Origin of the sequence: Tepidibacillus sp. LV47 (assembly GCF_048381575.1) — a bacterium.
Classification (GTDB): Bacteria; Bacillota; Bacilli; order Tepidibacillales; family Tepidibacillaceae; genus Tepidibacillus.
In genome coordinates, this window is record NZ_JBLWIF010000007.1 from 38885 (window position 1) to 57041 (window position 18157).

At 37.0% G+C, this 18157-nt stretch carries 14 protein-coding genes and 1 other annotated feature; of the genes, 3 read left to right on the forward strand and 11 right to left on the reverse strand.

Annotated features, from left to right (window positions below; translation table 11 throughout):
* Positions 1-27: 27 nt before the first annotated feature.
* From ACMW72_RS08985 to ACMW72_RS09000, 4 genes are all read right to left on the reverse strand, one after another.
* Positions 28-1293: a lactate racemase domain-containing protein gene (locus ACMW72_RS08985; RefSeq protein WP_418368498.1), complete on the reverse strand. Its 1266-nt coding sequence runs from the start codon at positions 1291-1293 to the stop codon at positions 28-30.
* A complete protein-coding gene (locus tag ACMW72_RS08990; protein ID WP_418368499.1) occupies positions 1277-3229 on the reverse strand; it encodes a TRAP transporter permease in 1953 nt (650 codons plus the stop codon). Before ACMW72_RS08990 ends, ACMW72_RS08985 begins: the two co-directional genes overlap by 17 nt.
* Positions 3230-3292: 63 nt before the next feature.
* Positions 3293-4318: a TAXI family TRAP transporter solute-binding subunit gene (locus tag ACMW72_RS08995; RefSeq protein WP_418368500.1), complete on the reverse strand. Its 1026-nt coding sequence runs from the start codon at positions 4316-4318 to the stop codon at positions 3293-3295.
* A 120-nt stretch (positions 4319-4438) separates the two neighbouring features.
* Entirely contained in the window at positions 4439-5134 is a 696-nt protein-coding gene (locus ACMW72_RS09000) for a FadR/GntR family transcriptional regulator (protein ID WP_132768624.1), read from the reverse strand.
* A gap of 303 nt (positions 5135-5437) precedes the next feature.
* Between ACMW72_RS09000 and ACMW72_RS09005 the strand changes: the two genes are divergently transcribed.
* Entirely contained in the window at positions 5438-6763 is a 1326-nt protein-coding gene (locus ACMW72_RS09005; protein WP_418368501.1) for a dicarboxylate/amino acid:cation symporter, read from the forward strand.
* A 130-nt stretch (positions 6764-6893) separates the two neighbouring features.
* On the opposite strand, the gene trmB is transcribed toward ACMW72_RS09005, so the two are convergent.
* Together trmB and ACMW72_RS09015 are read right to left on the reverse strand one after the other, a co-directional pair.
* On the reverse strand, positions 6894-7541 hold the full coding sequence (gene trmB, locus ACMW72_RS09010) for a tRNA (guanosine(46)-N7)-methyltransferase TrmB (protein ID WP_418368502.1): 648 nt from the start codon (positions 7539-7541) through the stop codon (positions 6894-6896).
* Positions 7538-8281, reverse strand: coding sequence for a glycerophosphodiester phosphodiesterase (locus ACMW72_RS09015; protein WP_418368503.1), 744 nt, complete (start codon positions 8279-8281; stop codon positions 7538-7540). Before ACMW72_RS09015 ends, trmB begins: the two co-directional genes overlap by 4 nt.
* Positions 8282-8378: 97 nt before the next feature.
* Here ACMW72_RS09015 and ACMW72_RS09020 point away from each other — a divergent pair, with 97 nt between their 5' ends.
* Entirely contained in the window at positions 8379-9059 is a 681-nt protein-coding gene (locus tag ACMW72_RS09020) for an endonuclease/exonuclease/phosphatase family protein (RefSeq protein WP_418368504.1), read from the forward strand.
* 24 nt (positions 9060-9083) lie between these two features.
* Here the strand turns inward: ACMW72_RS09020 and ACMW72_RS09025 are convergent, their stop codons facing one another.
* A complete protein-coding gene (locus ACMW72_RS09025) occupies positions 9084-10559 on the reverse strand; it encodes an alkaline phosphatase family protein (protein ID WP_418368505.1) in 1476 nt (491 codons plus the stop codon).
* A gap of 162 nt (positions 10560-10721) precedes the next feature.
* On the opposite strand from ACMW72_RS09025, the gene ACMW72_RS09030 reads away from it, so the two are divergent.
* The gene (locus ACMW72_RS09030; protein WP_418368506.1) at positions 10722-11540 is read left to right on the forward strand and encodes a histidinol-phosphatase HisJ family protein; all 819 of its coding nucleotides are present in this window, start codon (positions 10722-10724) and stop codon (positions 11538-11540) included.
* Between the two features lie 118 nt (positions 11541-11658).
* Here the strand turns inward: ACMW72_RS09030 and serA are convergent, their stop codons facing one another.
* The 4 genes from serA to pepF form a co-directional block, all read right to left on the reverse strand.
* Entirely contained in the window at positions 11659-13248 is a 1590-nt protein-coding gene (serA, locus tag ACMW72_RS09035) for a phosphoglycerate dehydrogenase (protein ID WP_418368507.1), read from the reverse strand.
* Positions 13229-14392, reverse strand: coding sequence for a pyridoxal-phosphate-dependent aminotransferase family protein (locus ACMW72_RS09040; RefSeq protein WP_418368508.1), 1164 nt, complete (start codon positions 14390-14392; stop codon positions 13229-13231). The genes serA and ACMW72_RS09040 overlap by 20 nt, the downstream gene beginning before the upstream one ends.
* A gap of 75 nt (positions 14393-14467) precedes the next feature.
* Positions 14468-14709 (reverse strand) — a binding site (T-box leader).
* 115 nt (positions 14710-14824) lie between these two features.
* Positions 14825-16177, reverse strand: a complete 1353-nt coding sequence (locus tag ACMW72_RS09045; protein ID WP_418368509.1) for a glucose-6-phosphate isomerase — start codon at positions 16175-16177, stop codon at positions 14825-14827.
* A gap of 87 nt (positions 16178-16264) precedes the next feature.
* Positions 16265-18112: an oligoendopeptidase F gene (pepF, locus tag ACMW72_RS09050; protein ID WP_418368510.1), complete on the reverse strand. Its 1848-nt coding sequence runs from the start codon at positions 18110-18112 to the stop codon at positions 16265-16267.
* Positions 18113-18157: the final 45 nt, after the last annotated feature.

Sequence of the window (18157 nt, forward strand, 5' to 3'; positions counted from 1 at the left end):
TTCCTCACCACTGCTTACTCTTTACTTTTAATTTAAGATGATCGAATTCGTTTCGTCGAACTTTATACTTAGGGGACCTTCCAGTAATTCAATATTTTTTTCTCCTTTCAAAGTTTGAAATATTGCTTCCGAAACCCATAATTCATCAATTTGTAAGGTGTTTTTTATAATGACGATTTTTAAAAATGATAAATCATCTCGTTTAAATACTTTTGCAATCCCTTCAAATAATGTCTTATCATCCGGGAAAGTCATAGGTATTGCAGCTCTAGTAACAAAACCGCTTGTCATGCAATTTAGATAGGTTGCCTGTTTATCGATTTTTCTCACTAACTTTTCTGTTGTAAAATCAGCTAAACCAATACCAGTTGCATTCCCATGAGATTCTTCAGATAAATCTAAAACAGCTAGATAGCGGATATTCGTATGAGTAGGTTCTGGTACTCCTTCGATCCGAAGTCTACCAATGACATTCGTATCCATTCCTGTACCGCTGTAGTTCTTGCCCATCTGTAAAATAATGGCTAAATCAATATCTTTTACTGGAAGTTTAGGCATATAGGATTTTGCTATTTGTAACAGTTTCTTTTCTTCTTTTAAAATCTCATTTTTAGATAAACCTTTTATCATTGCTGTTTCTTCTAACGCATTTTCTATAATCCCAATACCCCCAATAATCGGGGCTAATTCTATCATCTTTTTGGCAATCGAAGGAATGGACTTAGCAAGATACTCCGCACCCAATGAATGAACCATTGATGCTCCCTTTGCTCTTCCCATCCCTACTGCCATCATCTTGAGTAATCCACTTTCATATGTTCCTGTAAAAGAAGTATGGGCTTTTATTCGATTAACGACAAGTATTCCGTCTGCTTTTACTGCTTCTTTGGCTATATATACAGGTAACCCTATGATCTCCTGATCTGTATTTCCAAGTTGAACTACCTCTGAAGAGGAGATAACTGGACATTTCATCACGTCTTCTGTAATACCAAGACTTTCTAATATACTTTTTTGCCCTTCACTTGTACCTCCGCCATGACTACCCATTGCAGAAAAAAGGAAAGGGTGATATCCCATCCCCTTTAATTTTGTAACGATCGTTTTTAAAATGATGACAATATTGGATATCCCTCTGCTACCAGCAGGAATTGCAATGCTTGATCCTACTGGTAGTTGACTTTGATTCATCACATAGTCTACTTCTTTAATAATCGTTTCTTCAATATCCTTTACAATAGGTTGATTGGCAAAAGTCTGTTTGATTTTGTATATCTTAGGCCAAGTATTCATGATTGGCACCTCTATTGATATCTTTTTGTTTCTTTATCTGGATAAATAAAGCAATAGCGAGTAACCCAATTCCAATAGCATCAGTAATCATCCCAGGTTTAATCATAAAAATCGCTGCTAAGAAGAATAGAATTCTTTCCAGCCAATTTAAAGATGTACGATAGTAATTTAGAACAGCAACAGCAAGAGCAAATACTCCGATTATTCCAGTAATAGCTGCCAAGATAACTTTATCAAACGGAACAGGACTTCCATCTGGCGTTTGCATCAAAATGACAGGATTATAAGCAAACATAAACGGGATAATAAAGCCTGCAACTGTTAATTTTAATCCTGTCCATCCTGTTTTCATCGGGTCGGCTCCTGCAATTCCTCCAGCCGTATAAGATGCTAATGCGACAGGAGGTGTAACATTAGATAATACGCCAAACCAAAAGACGAAAAAATGTGCTGCAAGGGGATGAATACCTGCTTTTATTAATGCGGGTGCTGCTGTAACCGCAACCACAATATATAAAGCAGTTGAAGGTAATCCTAAACTTAAAACGATCGCCGTTAACATAACTAATACTAAAGCAACCGATACTTGGCCAAAGGAAATTTTTAAGATGTTATAAGCAAGTACAGATCCTACTCCTGTCATACCCACTACACCGACGATAATTCCTGTTGCAGCTGTTGCAATACCAACTTGTATAGCGCCTCTTCCAGCCTCTTCAAAAGCTTTTAAAATTTTCTTCGGGCCAATCCTTGTATCTTTATGAAACCAACTTACTAAAATGGTGGAAATAATTCCAGCAAAACCAGCAAATAGCGGGGTTCTTCCTTCTATAAGTGTCCATACGATAACAACGATTGGTAATAATAGTAACCCCCGTTTTTTTAAAACATCCCAAACTCTTGGTAATGTTTCATCACTTAATCCGCTAAGACCCAAACGTTTAGCTTCTATATCCACCATAATGATTACCCCTGCATAATAAAGCAAGGCCGGAATCACAGCAGCCAACATTACTGTTGAATAAGGAACACCTACAAAACCTGCCATAATAAAAGCGGCAGCACCCATGATTGGTGGCATCATCATCCCGCCAGTAGAAGACGCAGCTTCTACTGCACCAGCAAAATGTGGTGCATAACCGATCTTTTTCATTAAGGGAATCGTAAATGTACCTGTAGTAGCTACATTTGCTACAGCACTTCCACTTAATGTCCCCATCATTGCGCTAGAAAGAATAGCTACCTGAGCAGGGCCACCACGTCTCTTACCTGCTATCGCTAAGGCTAAATCATTAAATAAATCAGCGGCACCACTAGCACTAAGAAAGGCACCAAATAAAATAAATAAGAAGATGTAAGTAGATGATATAGAAATCGTTATTCCTAACAATCCTTCTGTTGTCATATACATACGGTAAAGTAAACGTTCTGTTGTAAAGTTTTGATGAGCAAACATTCCTAAAAAAGAAAATTCACCAAATCTAGCATAGAGTAAAAATATGATACCAAGAATGGGTATAAACCAACCAATCGTCCTTTTTCCAGCAATTAGGGTAAGGACGATTGCTAATCCCGCCACAACATAATCTAGTAAATTGGCTTGCCCACCTCGGACAACAAAGATATCTTTATAAAAGATAACGATATATAAACCTACGATAACCCCGCCAATAGCTAGAAGAATATCCCATAGGCTAAATTTATGGGTATTCGATTTCTTATTTCCTGGATATAGCAAAAAGGATAAAACCAATAAAAATCCTAAGTGAATCGCATTTCGGTGAATTTCTTGAATTGTACCAATACTATTGGCATAGATCTGAAAGATAGAAAAAAGAATGGCAATCACTGCAACGATTTTCCCTTGAAATCCAGTCAATTGACGCTGAAAATTTAATGCTTCCTGTTTTTCTTTTCTCGTCTTTTTAGATTCCATTTATCTATGTCCTCCTAAATAAAGATGGTGATAGGGTGGTTTATGCCACCCTTTAATTTTCGTTTATTTAGCTTCTGGCGGTATTAGGTATTCTGGAATCTTGAGTCCTTTTTCTTTAAAATATTTATATGCCCCGATGTGTAATGGTACAGGTAAACCATTTAAGGCCGTTTCCAACTTAATATTCTTAGCACTGTTATGCACAGAGTACATATAATCTAAATTTTCAAATAAAGTCTTCGTTAAATCGTAAACTAATTTTTCATCTACTGTATTGGCTACACCTAACCAGTTAGGTTGAGCAATTGTTTTAATCTCTTCTTTTTGACCTGGATAGGTTCCAACAGGAATGACGAAACGGAACCAAGTATTATACAACTTGTTAATACTTGCTAATTGTTCATCTGTAAACTCAAGTATCTTAACACCGGCTTTACTTGCATATAAATCAGTAACTGCTGCTACGGGAATACCTGCTGGCATTGATGCACCACTTATTCTACCATCTTTTATAGCTTCAGCCGAATCATTATAACCAAGATAATCAGGTTTAATATCTGCTTTTGAAAGGCCGACTCCTTCAAAGATAACCATTGTGGATTGTTCTGTTCCACTTGCTTGCGGTCCCACGGAAAAATTTGATCCCTTTAAATCGAGAATGTTTCCTGTTTTAGCTAGATTTTCTTTTAAAACAAAATGTTCAACATTTGGCCAAAGCATGGAAATTGAACGCAATCCATCATATTTTTTCCCTTCAAAGATACCTTTTCCTTGATAAGCCATAGAACCAATTAGTCCCTGAAAAATCGCCAGTTGTGCTTCCCCATTTCTTAATAGTTCAATGTTTTCTACTGAACCTGCCGAGGATTGGGCACTTGCATTAACCCCTTTCAACTTTTCTGTCCATAAGGTCGCCATGCCTACTCCAATTGGATAATAGGTTCCACCTGTTGAAGCGGTAGCAATATTAATAAATTTTACACCGCCCCCACTATTACCTGAAGTGGATGATGATGAACATCCAATCAGACTAACCATCATACTGATCATTACGATCATTGCTATAATTTTCAACCCTTTTTTCCTCATCATTCTCCCTCTCTTTTATTTTAATTTGGCTTTAGAATAATAAGCTTAAAATTTCCTCGTAATAAAATTGAATGAATAAAAAAGTCACCTCCTTCTTAAACTTCTATTTATCCCTCCCCTTTAATTAAACCTCGACTTCACATGTTCTAAATGATCCCACATCTTTTTACTAGCAAGATTTGGATCTTTTGCGACAATCGCATCATATATCTCTTTATGTTCATTTAAAATTTGTTGACTTCTACCCGGTATTTTTAAAGACTCCCCCCTGCTTTTGTTTAGTCCTAGGATAAAATAATCTGCAATAAGATAAATCATTTGCATTAGCATTTGATTTTTACTCGCTTGAACGACAGCACGATGAAATTCGTAATCTTCTTTTGCCGCAATTTTATTTTCTATTACAGCTTTTTCTAGTTTTGTAAGCGCTTTCTTTATCTTTGTCAAATCTTCTAAAGTGGCTCTTTTAGCAGCTAAATAAGCAGCTTGTGATTCAATCCCTTGTCTTACTTCTAATACTTCTACCAATTGTATTCCATCATCAAACAGTAGAATGTTCATCTTATTTAATAGTTGATGAATTTGACCTTCAACTAAAAAAACCCCAATTCCTGTTTTAATTTCCACCATTCCATAGTATTCCATAACACTAAGGGCTTCTCTAACTGCAGAACGAGACACTTGTAGTAATTTGGCCATTTCTCTTTCTGAAGGCAATTTATCCCCTGGCTTTAATTGCCCAGATTCAACGGAAGATTTTATTCGTTCAATAACAATTTGATAAACTCTTTTCTTTTTAATCGGTTCAAAAATCATAAAAACTCTCCTAAGAAAATCTAGTTTCTTCCCTCGCTATTATCGGATCAACCATTAGGTGTCCTGACCACCTAACCGTTACATTTTTATTTTATATTCTGAAAATTAATTTACGCAATATTTTTTTAAGTATTTTAATAATTATGTTATTTTATGAATATTATTTGTTTTTGAATAACAATAAAATATATATAATTCATATAATTTACATGTACAAAATAAGAACCTATGTATTATAATGCTATTAGAAAGAGAGAAAATATTTGAAATTTTACGCCTAATATTGAAAGTGGGGGAGTAAGTATGGAACAAACAAAAAAGAAAAAAATTTATCACAGTCTTTATTTTCGCGTTTTAGTCGCTATTCTCATCGGAATACTCCTTGGTTTCTTCTATCCTGATGTAGCGGTGAAAATGAAGCCACTAGGTGATGGATTCATTAAATTGATCAAAATGTTGATTGCTCCAATTATTTTCTCAACCGTTGTTGTGGGAATTGCCAATATGGGAGATATGAAAAAGGTAGGGCGTGTCGGACTAAAAGCATTGATCTATTTTGAAGTGGTTACAACAATTGCACTTGTCATTGGATTAATCGTTGTGAAAATTTATCAACCAGGTGCTGGAATCAATGCCGATGTTTCAACAATGGATGCTTCGGCAATCGCAAGTTACACGAATGCTGCGAAACATTTAAGTACAACCGAATTCCTAATGAATATCATTCCTTCAAATGTTGTGGGTGCTTTTGCTGAAGGAGAGATTTTACAGGTCTTATTATTTTCGATCTTGCTCGGGCTTTCATTATCTGCAATGGGAGAAAAAGCAAAACCTTTAATCAATATCATCGACCAATTCTCTCATGGATTATTTGGTATTGTCGGTATGATTATGAAATTAGCTCCTTTAGGCGCCTTTGGTGCAATGTCCTTTACGATTGGAAAATATGGAATTCATACATTAGTTTCACTTGGTAAACTAATGGCAGGGGTTTATACAACAAGTGGATTGTTTGTATTTGTCGTTCTTGGTCTAATTGCCAAAATGAATGGTTTTAGTATCTGGAAGTACTTAAAATATATAAAAGAAGAAATTTTTATCGTTCTAGGAACTTCATCTTCTGAATCGGTTCTTCCGCGAATGATGACAAAAATGGAGGAGCTTGGTGCTTCCAAATCTGTTGTCGGTATGGTGATTCCAACGGGTTATTCCTTCAACCTTGATGGAACATCAATTTATTTAACCATGGCTGCGATCTTCATCGCACAAGCAACCAATACACCATTAACACTTGGTCAAGAATTAACGATCTTAGCCGTACTCATGTTAACATCAAAAGGAGCTGCCGCAGTTACTGGCGGCGGATTCATTACACTTGCTGCTACATTATCTAGTATTCATACATTACCTGTTGCTGCATTAACACTGCTCTTAGGTGTTGACCGCTTTATGTCAGAAGCTCGTGCGATCACCAATTTAATCGGTAATGGTGTCGCTACCATTGTTGTTGCAAAATGGGAAAAAGAATTTGACGAAAATCGAGCAAAGAAAATCTTAAATGGTGAAAAATTACCATCCATTTCAGATGTTGCATCGGTCAGTGATCCACAGAATCTTGCAACGAAATAGTTTGCGGTAAAAAAGGCTTGTATGTTCTAACGCTGCTCCTAACCTTACGGCTTTCCATGAATAAACAGCAAATGGGAAAGCTCGCTCACGAAAGTCGCAGCTTATAGAATCATACAAGCCAGTTTCTTAACTAGATCAATGTCGCCTCGAGTCGATAGATGGGTTTGCCTTGTTCAATGAATTTCATCTCATATTCAGTTTGCACATATTTCTCTAGATTTTCTTCATTGCGATATAAGTTTAGCGATATATCATGCAATTGGTAGGATGGATGGTTACTAAATTCATTTAAAGAAAATTCAAATAGAATTTCATTGTCAGTTTTCAAATGAATCGACCCATTTTTTTGTAAAATTTGTTGATACATATTTAAATAATTGTGATGGGTTAACCGGCGTTTTGCATGTCGTTTTTTTGGCCATGGGTCGACAAAATTCAAATAAATTCTTTCAATTTCATTTGGTGATAAAAATTCTAAAAGAGAATTCACATTCCCTAAAATAAAGCGGATATTCTTCAGTTCAAGTGCTACAGCTTTACGAACAGCTTGTACAAGCACCTCTTGTTTTTGCTCAAGGGCAATATAATTAATATGAGGATTTTGCTCAGCTAGTATCGTAATAAAACGCCCTCTTCCCGTACCAAACTCTGCATGAATGGGATGGCTATTTCCAAAGAGTTCATTCCATTTTCCTTTCCATTCCCTTGGTTCTTTTACAGAATAAGAAGTATACTGGAAAATTTCATCTTTAACCCATGGTTTTCTGCGTAGTCTCATGCTTCTCCTCCTAATTCACGAATGAGCAAAATCAATCGGTCTGGCACATTCGTCATGATACCATCGACTCCCATTTGAATCAAATTCTTCATCTCTTCCTTGTCATCAACAGTAAAAGGATAGACCGTGAATCCCATTTGATGGGCATAATCAACAATCTCTTTCGACAAGGATTTTTTATATGGATGCAAACTACTTGCACCGATCATTCGCGCATAGTTCCATGGTTCAAATAGGTTTGTCATATAGAGTATTGCCGTTTTGATGTAAGGGGCAATTTGATGGATTTTTAATAAAGAATAATGATTAAAACTAGAAACAACGACACGAGAAATCAAACCATATTCATTTATTTTTTTAACCAACTTTTCTTCGATTCCCGGGTACATAAAGTAGCCATTTTTGATCTCAACATTTACCCATATATCGGTTGATTTGATCAAAGTAAAAAATTCATCGATCATCGGTATTTTTTCGTTCTGGTAAACAGAGGAAAACCAACTTCCTGCATCAAGTTTTCTAAGTTCGTTTAACGTATAATCTTTTACAAATCCACTCCCATTTGTCGTTCGATCTACACGCTCATCATGGATGAGAACAAGGTGCCCATCTTTTGTCATTTGAACATCAGTTTCTATTGCATCTATTCCAATGTCAATCGCCCTTTGAAAAGCAATCATTGTATTTTCTGGACTAATGGCTGAAGCTCCACGATGTGCAATGACTTGAACCCTTCTCATGGCCCAAAGCTCCTATCTATGATTGAATGGTATTATAACCCTATACTCATACTATAGTATAGTATGATTGTTCTTCTATGGGAAGGAGATTCAACAAATGGTTAACCAGCACAACCTGTTAAAAATCATAAGTTACAATATCCATAGTGGAAAGAATTTTTGGCTAGTCCCGACATTTCGCCCTTTAATCCGTTTTTTAGCCGATCAAGATGCCGATATTATCACCATCCAAGAGATAAATGAAAATAATAAACGCGGATACCAATTTACCGCTTTACAAAACGCCCTCAAACTTACAGGCCGTTTTGCCCCTCATGTACCTATTGGCAATGGCAACTATGGCCTAGCTACTTTTAGTCGTTTTCCCATCTTGTCTACTTCACATCTTTTTCTCCCAAGTCAAAAAGAACAACGGGGCCTTTTAGATACTGTAATACAGGTGAACGAGAGAAAGGTTCATATTTTAAATACCCATTTAGGCTTGTCTTATGTAGAGAGAATTCAGCAACTTCAGCGAATCACTGAATATATTCAGGCACTTACTTCCCCTTTTCTTTTGATGGGGGATTTCAATACACCCTCTCTCTCACTTGATCGATTTGGTTGTTTTGACGCCGCTCTAACGATGAAAAAAGGGCATTTACCCACGATGCCCTTTTCTAAACAACGGATTGACTATATCTTTCATTCAGCGAACATTCGCGTCATTGATTACGATGTATTCAAAATAAACCTGTCTGATCATTATCCCATTTCTGTACAAGTTCAGATCATTTAGGCTTGTATGTTCTACCGCTATTGATTATGTTGTAGGAACCTCTAACAAATCAAGAATATATTGTTTAAGATCAACAATCCTTGTGTTTGGTTTTGGCCATTTCTTTGCACCAGCTACCAATAAAGGGACAATTGAATCTGTCTTATGTAAAGAACCATGACTTCCACCCCCGAGATGAACAGGGAATGTCTTGGTAATAAATTCATAGGAAGGTTTTGCATTTAAAACAAACATTTGAACATCTTGGGAGAATAATGCCCCGTATAAACGAGAAAAAGCATCTGGGTACTCGCCAAATTCTATCGTATTTCCATCAAGCCTCACATCTAAAACCCCTAAATCTCCATCCACATGCCAATTGACATCATAGGGATCTTGATAAGCTCCATTTTTGGCAAAACGAAGTTTCAAACCCTTGTGATTTTCCACAATAACAGTTTCTCCTTCTTTTCTCGCTATAAAATCAATTCGCTCATCTTGCAGTAAAACGTTTAATAGATCCTTTTCAATCTCTTTCTTTAATGGATAAAGATACACCATTCGTTCATTATTTCCAATCACTAGCTGATCGTTAGGATGAACTTTTTTCCCTAATTTCACGACTTGAAATTGGGCTAAGATTTGATCTAAATCAATATTATGGTTTTGGGTTTTTCCAATTTTTGTTTGACCATGATCGCCAATAATAATAAACGTGTTCTGTTTTAAAGCTTGTTCCCAAGTTCCAAATAAATTTAAGATCTGAACAATTTTTTGATCGACTTTCTCTAAACTGGGTAAAGGCTGATCAATATGTTTATGTAAATAATGATCGTGATCAGGAAGATAAACCATTAAAAAATCTGGTTGGTGCCCACTTTCAATAATAAATTTCACCACTTCCGTTGTATAATTGTCATTGATTCCAAAATGTGAAAATACTGATTGATTCCAGTTCCAAAAGATTTTTCTGCCAGGAAAACGGGGTTTATGCAATGCACCGATACTCAGAATATCGGCAGCTTTTATTTTCTTATTTTGTAACGAAAACCTAGTAATCAGATTTAAAAGAAAAGGCAGTTTTAAGGTATGTACGGTTCGACCCCGATGAATGATAAAATTAACTGCACCAGAGGTTTTCCCATGATCGGCTAATTCTTCATAAATGGTTTTTGTTTTTGAATTAAGATGAACTTGATTAAGATGATAAAGGACATCTTTTGCAGCTTTTCGAATACCTAAAGCGAGAACCGTTTTTGCTCCATTGACGTAGTTGATGATGCGTTTTTCTTTAGGGTCATACCAAACCAATCCAGGGATCTTATGCTGATCTGAATAGGTCCCCGTCATTAAGGAGGAATCAACAGAAGCTGTCATTGTTGGAAATGAGGTTACACAATGAGGCTGATACACCCCATTTTCCATCAGAAATTTAAGGCCGGGAGTTTTCCCAGACTTTATTCCATTCTCTAGTGCCTCAGGCATAAGTGCATCAATAAGGATTAAGATGATTTTTTTCATATGAAAAGCTCCCCAACTGTTTGATCTAGACTTAAATATTTCTTATCGTCTAGATATTATTGGCGAAAATTGCTCTTTTATTCGGATTATATGACAGAAAGTGGTCGAAGTTTCAAACCTATTTTGCTAAAATGGATAAAAAACAATGAAGGGGTTTTGACAATGATTACAGACTATCATGTCCATTTAGAAACGGGGCCATACACCATCGATTGGTTGGAAAAGTATGTAGAAGTTGCAAAACAACGGGGAATTACAGATTTAGGTTTTTCGGAACATGGGTATCGATTTATTCAATCAAAGGCGATTTTGTACAATCCTTGGGTTGCAAAGCGCCAAACAGAGGATATCGATGATTATGTGAATTTAGTATTGCAAGGGAAAGAGAAAGGACTCCCTGTCAAATTAGGGATTGAAATGGATTATATCCCTGGGAAAGAAAAAGAGATCGAAGAATTTCTCCGTCCTTATCCTTGGGACTTTGTAATCGGGTCAGTTCATTGGATTGACGATTGGGGATTTGATTTAACCGAAATGAGAGATGAATGGAAACGACGGTCCATTCTCAAAACTTATGAAGAATATTTCTGGCGGATTGAGAAATTATTGGAGTCTGGACTTTTTGATATTCTTGGCCATGTGGATGTGATTAAGGTGTTTGGCCATCGACCAACTAAAGAGGAACAAGAACAGCTATTGTCTCTTTATGACCGTCTTGTTCCATTGATTCAGCAAAGCGGAATCACTGTGGAAATGAGTACTGCTGGTTTAAGAAAACCTGTAGGTGAGCTATACCCAGCCCCCCTATTAATGGAACGGTTAACAAAGGCGCAAGTTCCGATGATGATCAATTCTGATGCTCACCGCCCTGAACATGTTGGAGAAGATTATGATAAGGGAATTGATTATTTGCAAAGTTATGGTGTGAATCAGATAAGTATTTTTGAACAAAGAAAGCGGAAAATGGTTCCGTTGGGGTGAGTCCGCCATACGTTTCCGCACACAAAAATAGCCCTGTCATTTTACTAACAGGGCTTATGATTGTTTAGCGTCAAATATAAAGGGGCCATTTGATCATTTCCAATAGCCCCTTAAAGTTCTACAATTCTACCTGATATACATTTTGCACATAATCTACTTGTTTTAATTGTTCAATCGTCTCTTTTCCTACTTCCTTATCCACTCCTAAAAAGGCAATCGCTCTTCCGCCAACTTCATTTCGTCCAACCTGCATTGTAGCAATGTTAATGTTTGCATTGCCTAATATAGTACCCATTTTGCCGATGATTCCAGGTTGATCGATATGTTCCATAACAATTAAATGTCCTTCAGGAATGAAATCAATGGTATAACCATTAAAGTTCACAATTCTTGCACCATAACCATTTAACAGTGTACCAGATAAATACTTTTCTTCATGGTTCGTTTTCACTTTGACCGTCATCAAGTTCGTGAAACCATGCGTCTTTGAGGTACGACTCTCAACGACATCAATTCCTCGCCCTTTGGCTAGGATTGGGGCATTGACATCATTTACGACTCCTACACTTCCTAAATGTTGAGAGAGAATTCCTTTTAAGACGGTTCGTGTTAAGATGTCGATTTCTTTTTCAGCAATGTCACCGGAAAAACTAATCTCTACCTTTTCAATTGCCCCAAAGGTCACATTTTCAACAATAATCCCTAATTTCTCTGCTAATTGGATATATGGACGTACATGATTCAATGTTTCAAGAGATAACGATGGCATATTGACCGCATTACGGAAAGGTTTGCCTGTTAGTTTATTGTAAACTTCTTCGGCCACGTCGATAGCAACATTTAATTGGGCTTCTTCTGTCGAAGCTCCTAAATGGGGAGTAATCACAACATGGGGATGTTTAATCAAAGGACTTTCATTTGGCGGTTCTTGTTCAAAAACGTCTAATGCCGCTGCTGCTACAATTCCTTCATTTAACGCCCGAAGTAAAGCTTCTTCGCGGATGATTCCACCTCTAGCACAGTTAATGATCCGCACGCCCTTTTTCATCATGGCAAATTCTTTGTCATCAATGAGATACTTTGTTTCTTTTGTAAGAGGAGTATGCACAGTAATAAAGTCCGCCTGTTTCACGACATCTTCCACAGTACCTAATATAACTCCCATTTTTTCTGCTCGCTCTTTTGTAATATAGGGATCATAGGCAATGACTTTCATATTGAACGCTTTTGCCCGTTTTGCTACTTCTGAACCGATTCTTCCCATACCAATTATCCCTAAGGTTTTGCGGTTTAATTCAACCCCTACATATTTCTTCCGATTCCAGATCCCTTGTTTCAAATCTTGATGAGCTTGGGGGATCCATCTTGCCATGGCAATCAACATGGCAAAGCTATGTTCTGCAGTAGAGATGGTATTCCCATCTGGAGCGTTAATGACAACGATCCCTCGTTCCGTCGCTGCTTGTACATCGATATTATCGACGCCAACCCCTGCTCGACCAATCACCTGCAGATTCGTCGCAGCATCCAAAATCTCCTTGGTTACTTTTGTCTGGCTCCGAACTAAAAGTCCATCATATTCTCCAATAATATTCCTTAACTCTTCTGGTGACAAATCGGTTTTGATATCTAATTCAATATCCTCTGCTTCTCTTAGTTTTTTTAAACCAATCTCAGAAATAGGATCACTAACCAATATTTTTTTCATTTGCCCATACCTCCTGTGCGGCTTTTACTCCTGCACCTAATTCTACTGGATAACCAACTTGTTTTAACGCTAATTCTAATCCAGCAATTGTGGTTAAGATATCCATTGGATGGGTATAACCCATATGACCTATGCGGAAAATTTGCCCTTTTAGATGTTGTTGTCCACCTGCTGCTACAATCTTATAATCTTCACGCAATACTTTTCTTAATTTCTCAGGATCGAAACGCTCATTTCCCTTAATTGCGGTTACAGTGCAGGATGCATCCTGATCATTTTTTACCAATAATTCTAAACCTAAGGCAGTAACGGCTGCTCGAACCATATTTCTTAATAAGAAATGGCGTTTAAATCCTTGTTCTAACCCTTCTTCTTCAATCAAATCAAGAGATTTGGAAAGACCAAAAACGAGGGAAACAGGTCCGGTAAATGGAGTTGTATCCTTAGCTGCATTATCTCGATAAGAGCGTAAATCAAAATAGAAGCGAGTACCCTGATTTTCATCGATCACCTTCCATGCCTTTTGACTAACCGCAATTAAAGCCAAACCGGGAGGTAATCCAAGTGCTTTATGCGACGCTGTAACTGCGATATCGACTCCCCATTCGTCAAACTTGAGATCCATTCCAACAAGAGCAGAGACGCTATCGACAACAAAGACAGCATTTGTCTCTTTAACGATATGGGCTAATTCTTGAATGGGATTGACAACTCCTGTTGAGGTTTCGCAATGGGTTGCAAAGACAGCTTTAATATCAGGATGTTGTTTTAGAATTTCTCTTATTTGATTGGGATCTGCGGCTGTTCCAAATTCAAAATCGGCGGTTAGCACTTCTGCATGATAAGCTTTTGCAATTTTAGCAAAGCGGCCACCAAATACTCCTGTTACAATCACGAGAACTTTGTCCCCTGGTTCGACAATATTGGCTACAGCCATTTCTAAGGCTCCTGTTCCACTTGAAGCAACAATCAATACGTCTTGTTCCGTTTGAAAAATCCTCTTGGCTTTCTTGAGCGTTTCAGCAAAAATCTTCGAGAACTCGCCACTCCGATGGCCTAAAATGGTACGTTCCATCGCCCGCCCTACTTCTGGATGAATGGGCGTTGGACCAGGAATTCGCAGATGTTGATACTCTTTAAACATCCTCTTCACTCCTCTTCTCCATTAATCTTTTGCATAAAATGAAAAGCCTTCCAATCCCACATTGGTCTTTTTACCAATAGGGACGGAAGGCTAGTTTCCGTGATGCCACCCTAATTCGCCGTTATTTCGCAATAACGACCTCGGTAGGTAGTGTTAAAAACACTATCTACAACGATAACGGCTTTCACCGATCAAACCTACTCTTTGTTCAGCTTGACAACTCCAGAGCGCTATTTTGCTGTCGATTCTACCAGTTTGCACCACCCACTGGCTCTCTGTGATCCTCGTACAGCAAAACTTTCCTTCCTCGTTGTTAACGTATTTTTATTATTTAAAGAATTGCAACGTTAAAATCTTTGATTTTATGTAAGATTTTAAGACGAATTGAATCATTCGTCAAGATAAAAATTTGTTATTTTTTTTATTTTTTTTTTATTTCAATCTTTCCTCTAATTTTGCTTTTTCTTCCTCATATCCAGGCTTACCAAGAAGGGCAAACATATTCTTCTTATAAGCTTCTACACCAGGCTGATCAAATGGATTGACACCAAGGAGATATCCGCTAATTCCACATGCTTTTTCAAAGAAATAGACTAAATGACCAAAGGTGAACTCATTTAATTGATCTAATCGAACCACAAGATTTGGCACTTTTCCATCGGTATGGGCAAGAAGGGTTCCTTCAAAGGCTTTCTTATTGACAAAATCCATGGTTTTGCCTGCTAAATAATTTAAGCCGTCCAAATTATCTGAGGTCTCTTCAATGGTGATCTCTTCTTTTGGTTGTTCTACCACAAGTACAGTCTCCATTAAATCACGACGACCTTCTTGAATATATTGTCCCATCGAATGAAGGTCCGTTGTGAAATCGACAGATGCAGGATAAATTCCTTTATGGTCTTTTCCTTCACTTTCCCCAAAAAGTTGTTTCCACCACTCAGAGAAATAATGAAGGCTTGGTTCATAATTGACCATGATCTCAATAGTTTTGCCTTTGCGATAAAGCACATTTCTTGCTACTGCATACTGATACGCTTCATTTTGAGAAAGATCATCATTAGAATATTCCTCGTAAGCATTCTTAGCCCCAGCCATCATTTGATCGATATTAAGTCCGGCTACGGCAATTGGTAATAATCCTACTGCCGTTAATACAGAATATCTTCCACCCACATCATCAGGGATAATAAACGTTTCATATCCTTCTTCTTCGGCTAATCTGCGCAATGCTCCTTTTGCTTGATCCGTAGTGGCATATATTCTTTTCTTGGCCTCATCTTTTCCATATTTCTTTTCAAGATAGTCCTTAAAGATACGGAAGGCAATAGCTGGCTCCGTTGTGGTTCCTGATTTAGAAATGACATTAACGGAAACGTCTTTCCCTTCAATAATTTCTAAAAGATGCTTGGTATAAGTAGAACTAATATGATGACCAACAAAATAGATTTCAGGGGTTTTCCGTTTTTCCTTGGGTAATTGATTGTAGAAGCTGTGAGTTAGCATTTCAATCGCTGCTCTTGCTCCTAGATAAGAACCCCCAATTCCAATCACAACAAAGGCATCAGAGTTCTCTTGGATCCTCTTCGCCGCTTGTTTGATTCGTTCAAATTCTTCTTTATCATAGTTTACAGGTAAATCAACCCAACCAACAAAATCATTCCCTGCCCCTGTTTTGTTATGTAACATTTGATGAGCGGTTTTAACCATATCTTTCATTTGATCAAGCTCATGTTGTTTTAAAAAAGGATTGGCTTTACTGTAATCAAATTGTACTGGTCTGACCACGACGACACCTCCAATATTTTTAAAAAAGGTCATAAAAAATAATACAAAAATAATACAAAGAAAATTTTACTAAACTTAAAAATAAAATCAATCTATGGATTTTTGCTGATTCTTTGCCTCTTTGTTCCTAAGGAGCTGTTCCATTTCGTCAAGAATTTCCCTAAATACATCTAAAGCTTTTTGGATCGGCTCTGGGGTATTCATATCGACTCCTGCTTTTTTCAAGAGATTAACTGGATAATCGGAGCTTCCTGATTTTAAAAAGTTAAGATACCGCTCTACAGCTGGCTGACCTTCTTCTAAAATTTGTTGGGATAAACTGATCGCTGCAGAGAATCCTGTCGCATATTTGTAAACATAGAAATTCATATAGAAATGGGGAATTCTTGCCCATTCCAGATCAATTAAATCGTCAACTACAATATCTGGACCATAATATTTCACATTTAATTCATGGTACATTTGATTTAACAATTCTGGTGTTAGCGCCTCACCTGATTCTACTTTTTCATGAATCATTTTTTCAAATTCAGCAAACATGGTTTGACGATAAACCGTTGTACGGAATTGTTCTAAATAGTGATTGAGATAATATAGTTTTTCATTTTTATCCGTCGTTATTTTTAATAAGTAATTCATTAATAGTGCTTCGTTTAAAGTTGAGGCGACTTCCGCGACAAAAATTTTGTAATGAGCATAAATATATGGCTGATTGGTGTGGGAATAGTAAGTGTGCATAGAATGGCCAAGTTCATGGGCCAATGTAAATAAATCGTTGACATTATCTTGATAATTCAACAAGATATAAGGATGTGTGCCATAAGCCCCCCATGAATAGGCTCCGCTTGTCTTCCCTTGATTCTCATAAACATCAATCCATCGTGATTCAAATCCTTTTTGTAATAGAGCGAGATATTCTTCACCTAATGGTGCTAGCCCCTTTTTCACTATTTCCTTCGCTTCTTCGTAAGGAACATTGATTTTCACATCTTTCACAATCGGGTTATAAAGGTCATACATATGAAGCTCGTCGATACAAAGAAGTTTTTTACGCAGTTTCACATAACGATACATCAAATCTAAATTCTTATGTACAGTCGCGATCAAGTTATCATAAACCTCTTGGGAAACATTATCATCATCAAGTGAAGCCACTAAAGCGGATGGATATTTTCTTACTTTGGCATAAAAGACATTTTTCTTTACATTCGCATTTAAGGTTGCAGCAAAAGTATTTTTCAAACTTCCATAGGTTTGATATAATGCCTCAAAGGCATCTTTGCGAACTCGGCGATCCTCGCTTTCCATAAATTGAATGTAACGGCCTTTGGTTAACTCCACTTCTTCCCCATTTTCATCTTTAATCGTTGGGAACTTAATATCGGCATTATTTAACATTCCAAAGATATGATCTGGCGCTTGTGCTACTTCACCAACTTGTGCCAATAATTTTTCTTCTTCTGTCGATAAGACATGAGGTTTGGTACGAATGATTTCATCTAAATATTGTCGATACAGTTGCAGTCCTTTTTCTTCTTGAATATATTTTTCTAACGTTTCTGTTGGCATCGCTAAAATTTCTGGAACTATATAGGAACTTGCGCTATTTACCTCGATACTAAGGCTACTAGCTCGATCAGCTAGTGCCTGATATTTGGCATTGGTATTGTCTTCATCTTTTCTCATTCTCGCATAAACAAAAATCCGTTCAACCAATTCAGAAACTTGATCCGATAATCTTAAAACATAGAGTAAAACTTGAGGTGAGTTCTGAAGCTTTCCCTCATATTCTTTTAATTGATCGGCCAAATCTTTTGCTTTTCTAAAATCATTTTCCCAGTCCTGATCTGTAGCATAGATGGCTTCAAGATCCCATTTATATTTGGGATCAATTTCGCTCCTTTTTGGTAAGGATTTCTTCTGCTGTTCTAACATGACACTTTCCTCCTTCTTCTAAAAAATTGCTAAAATCTGTTATTC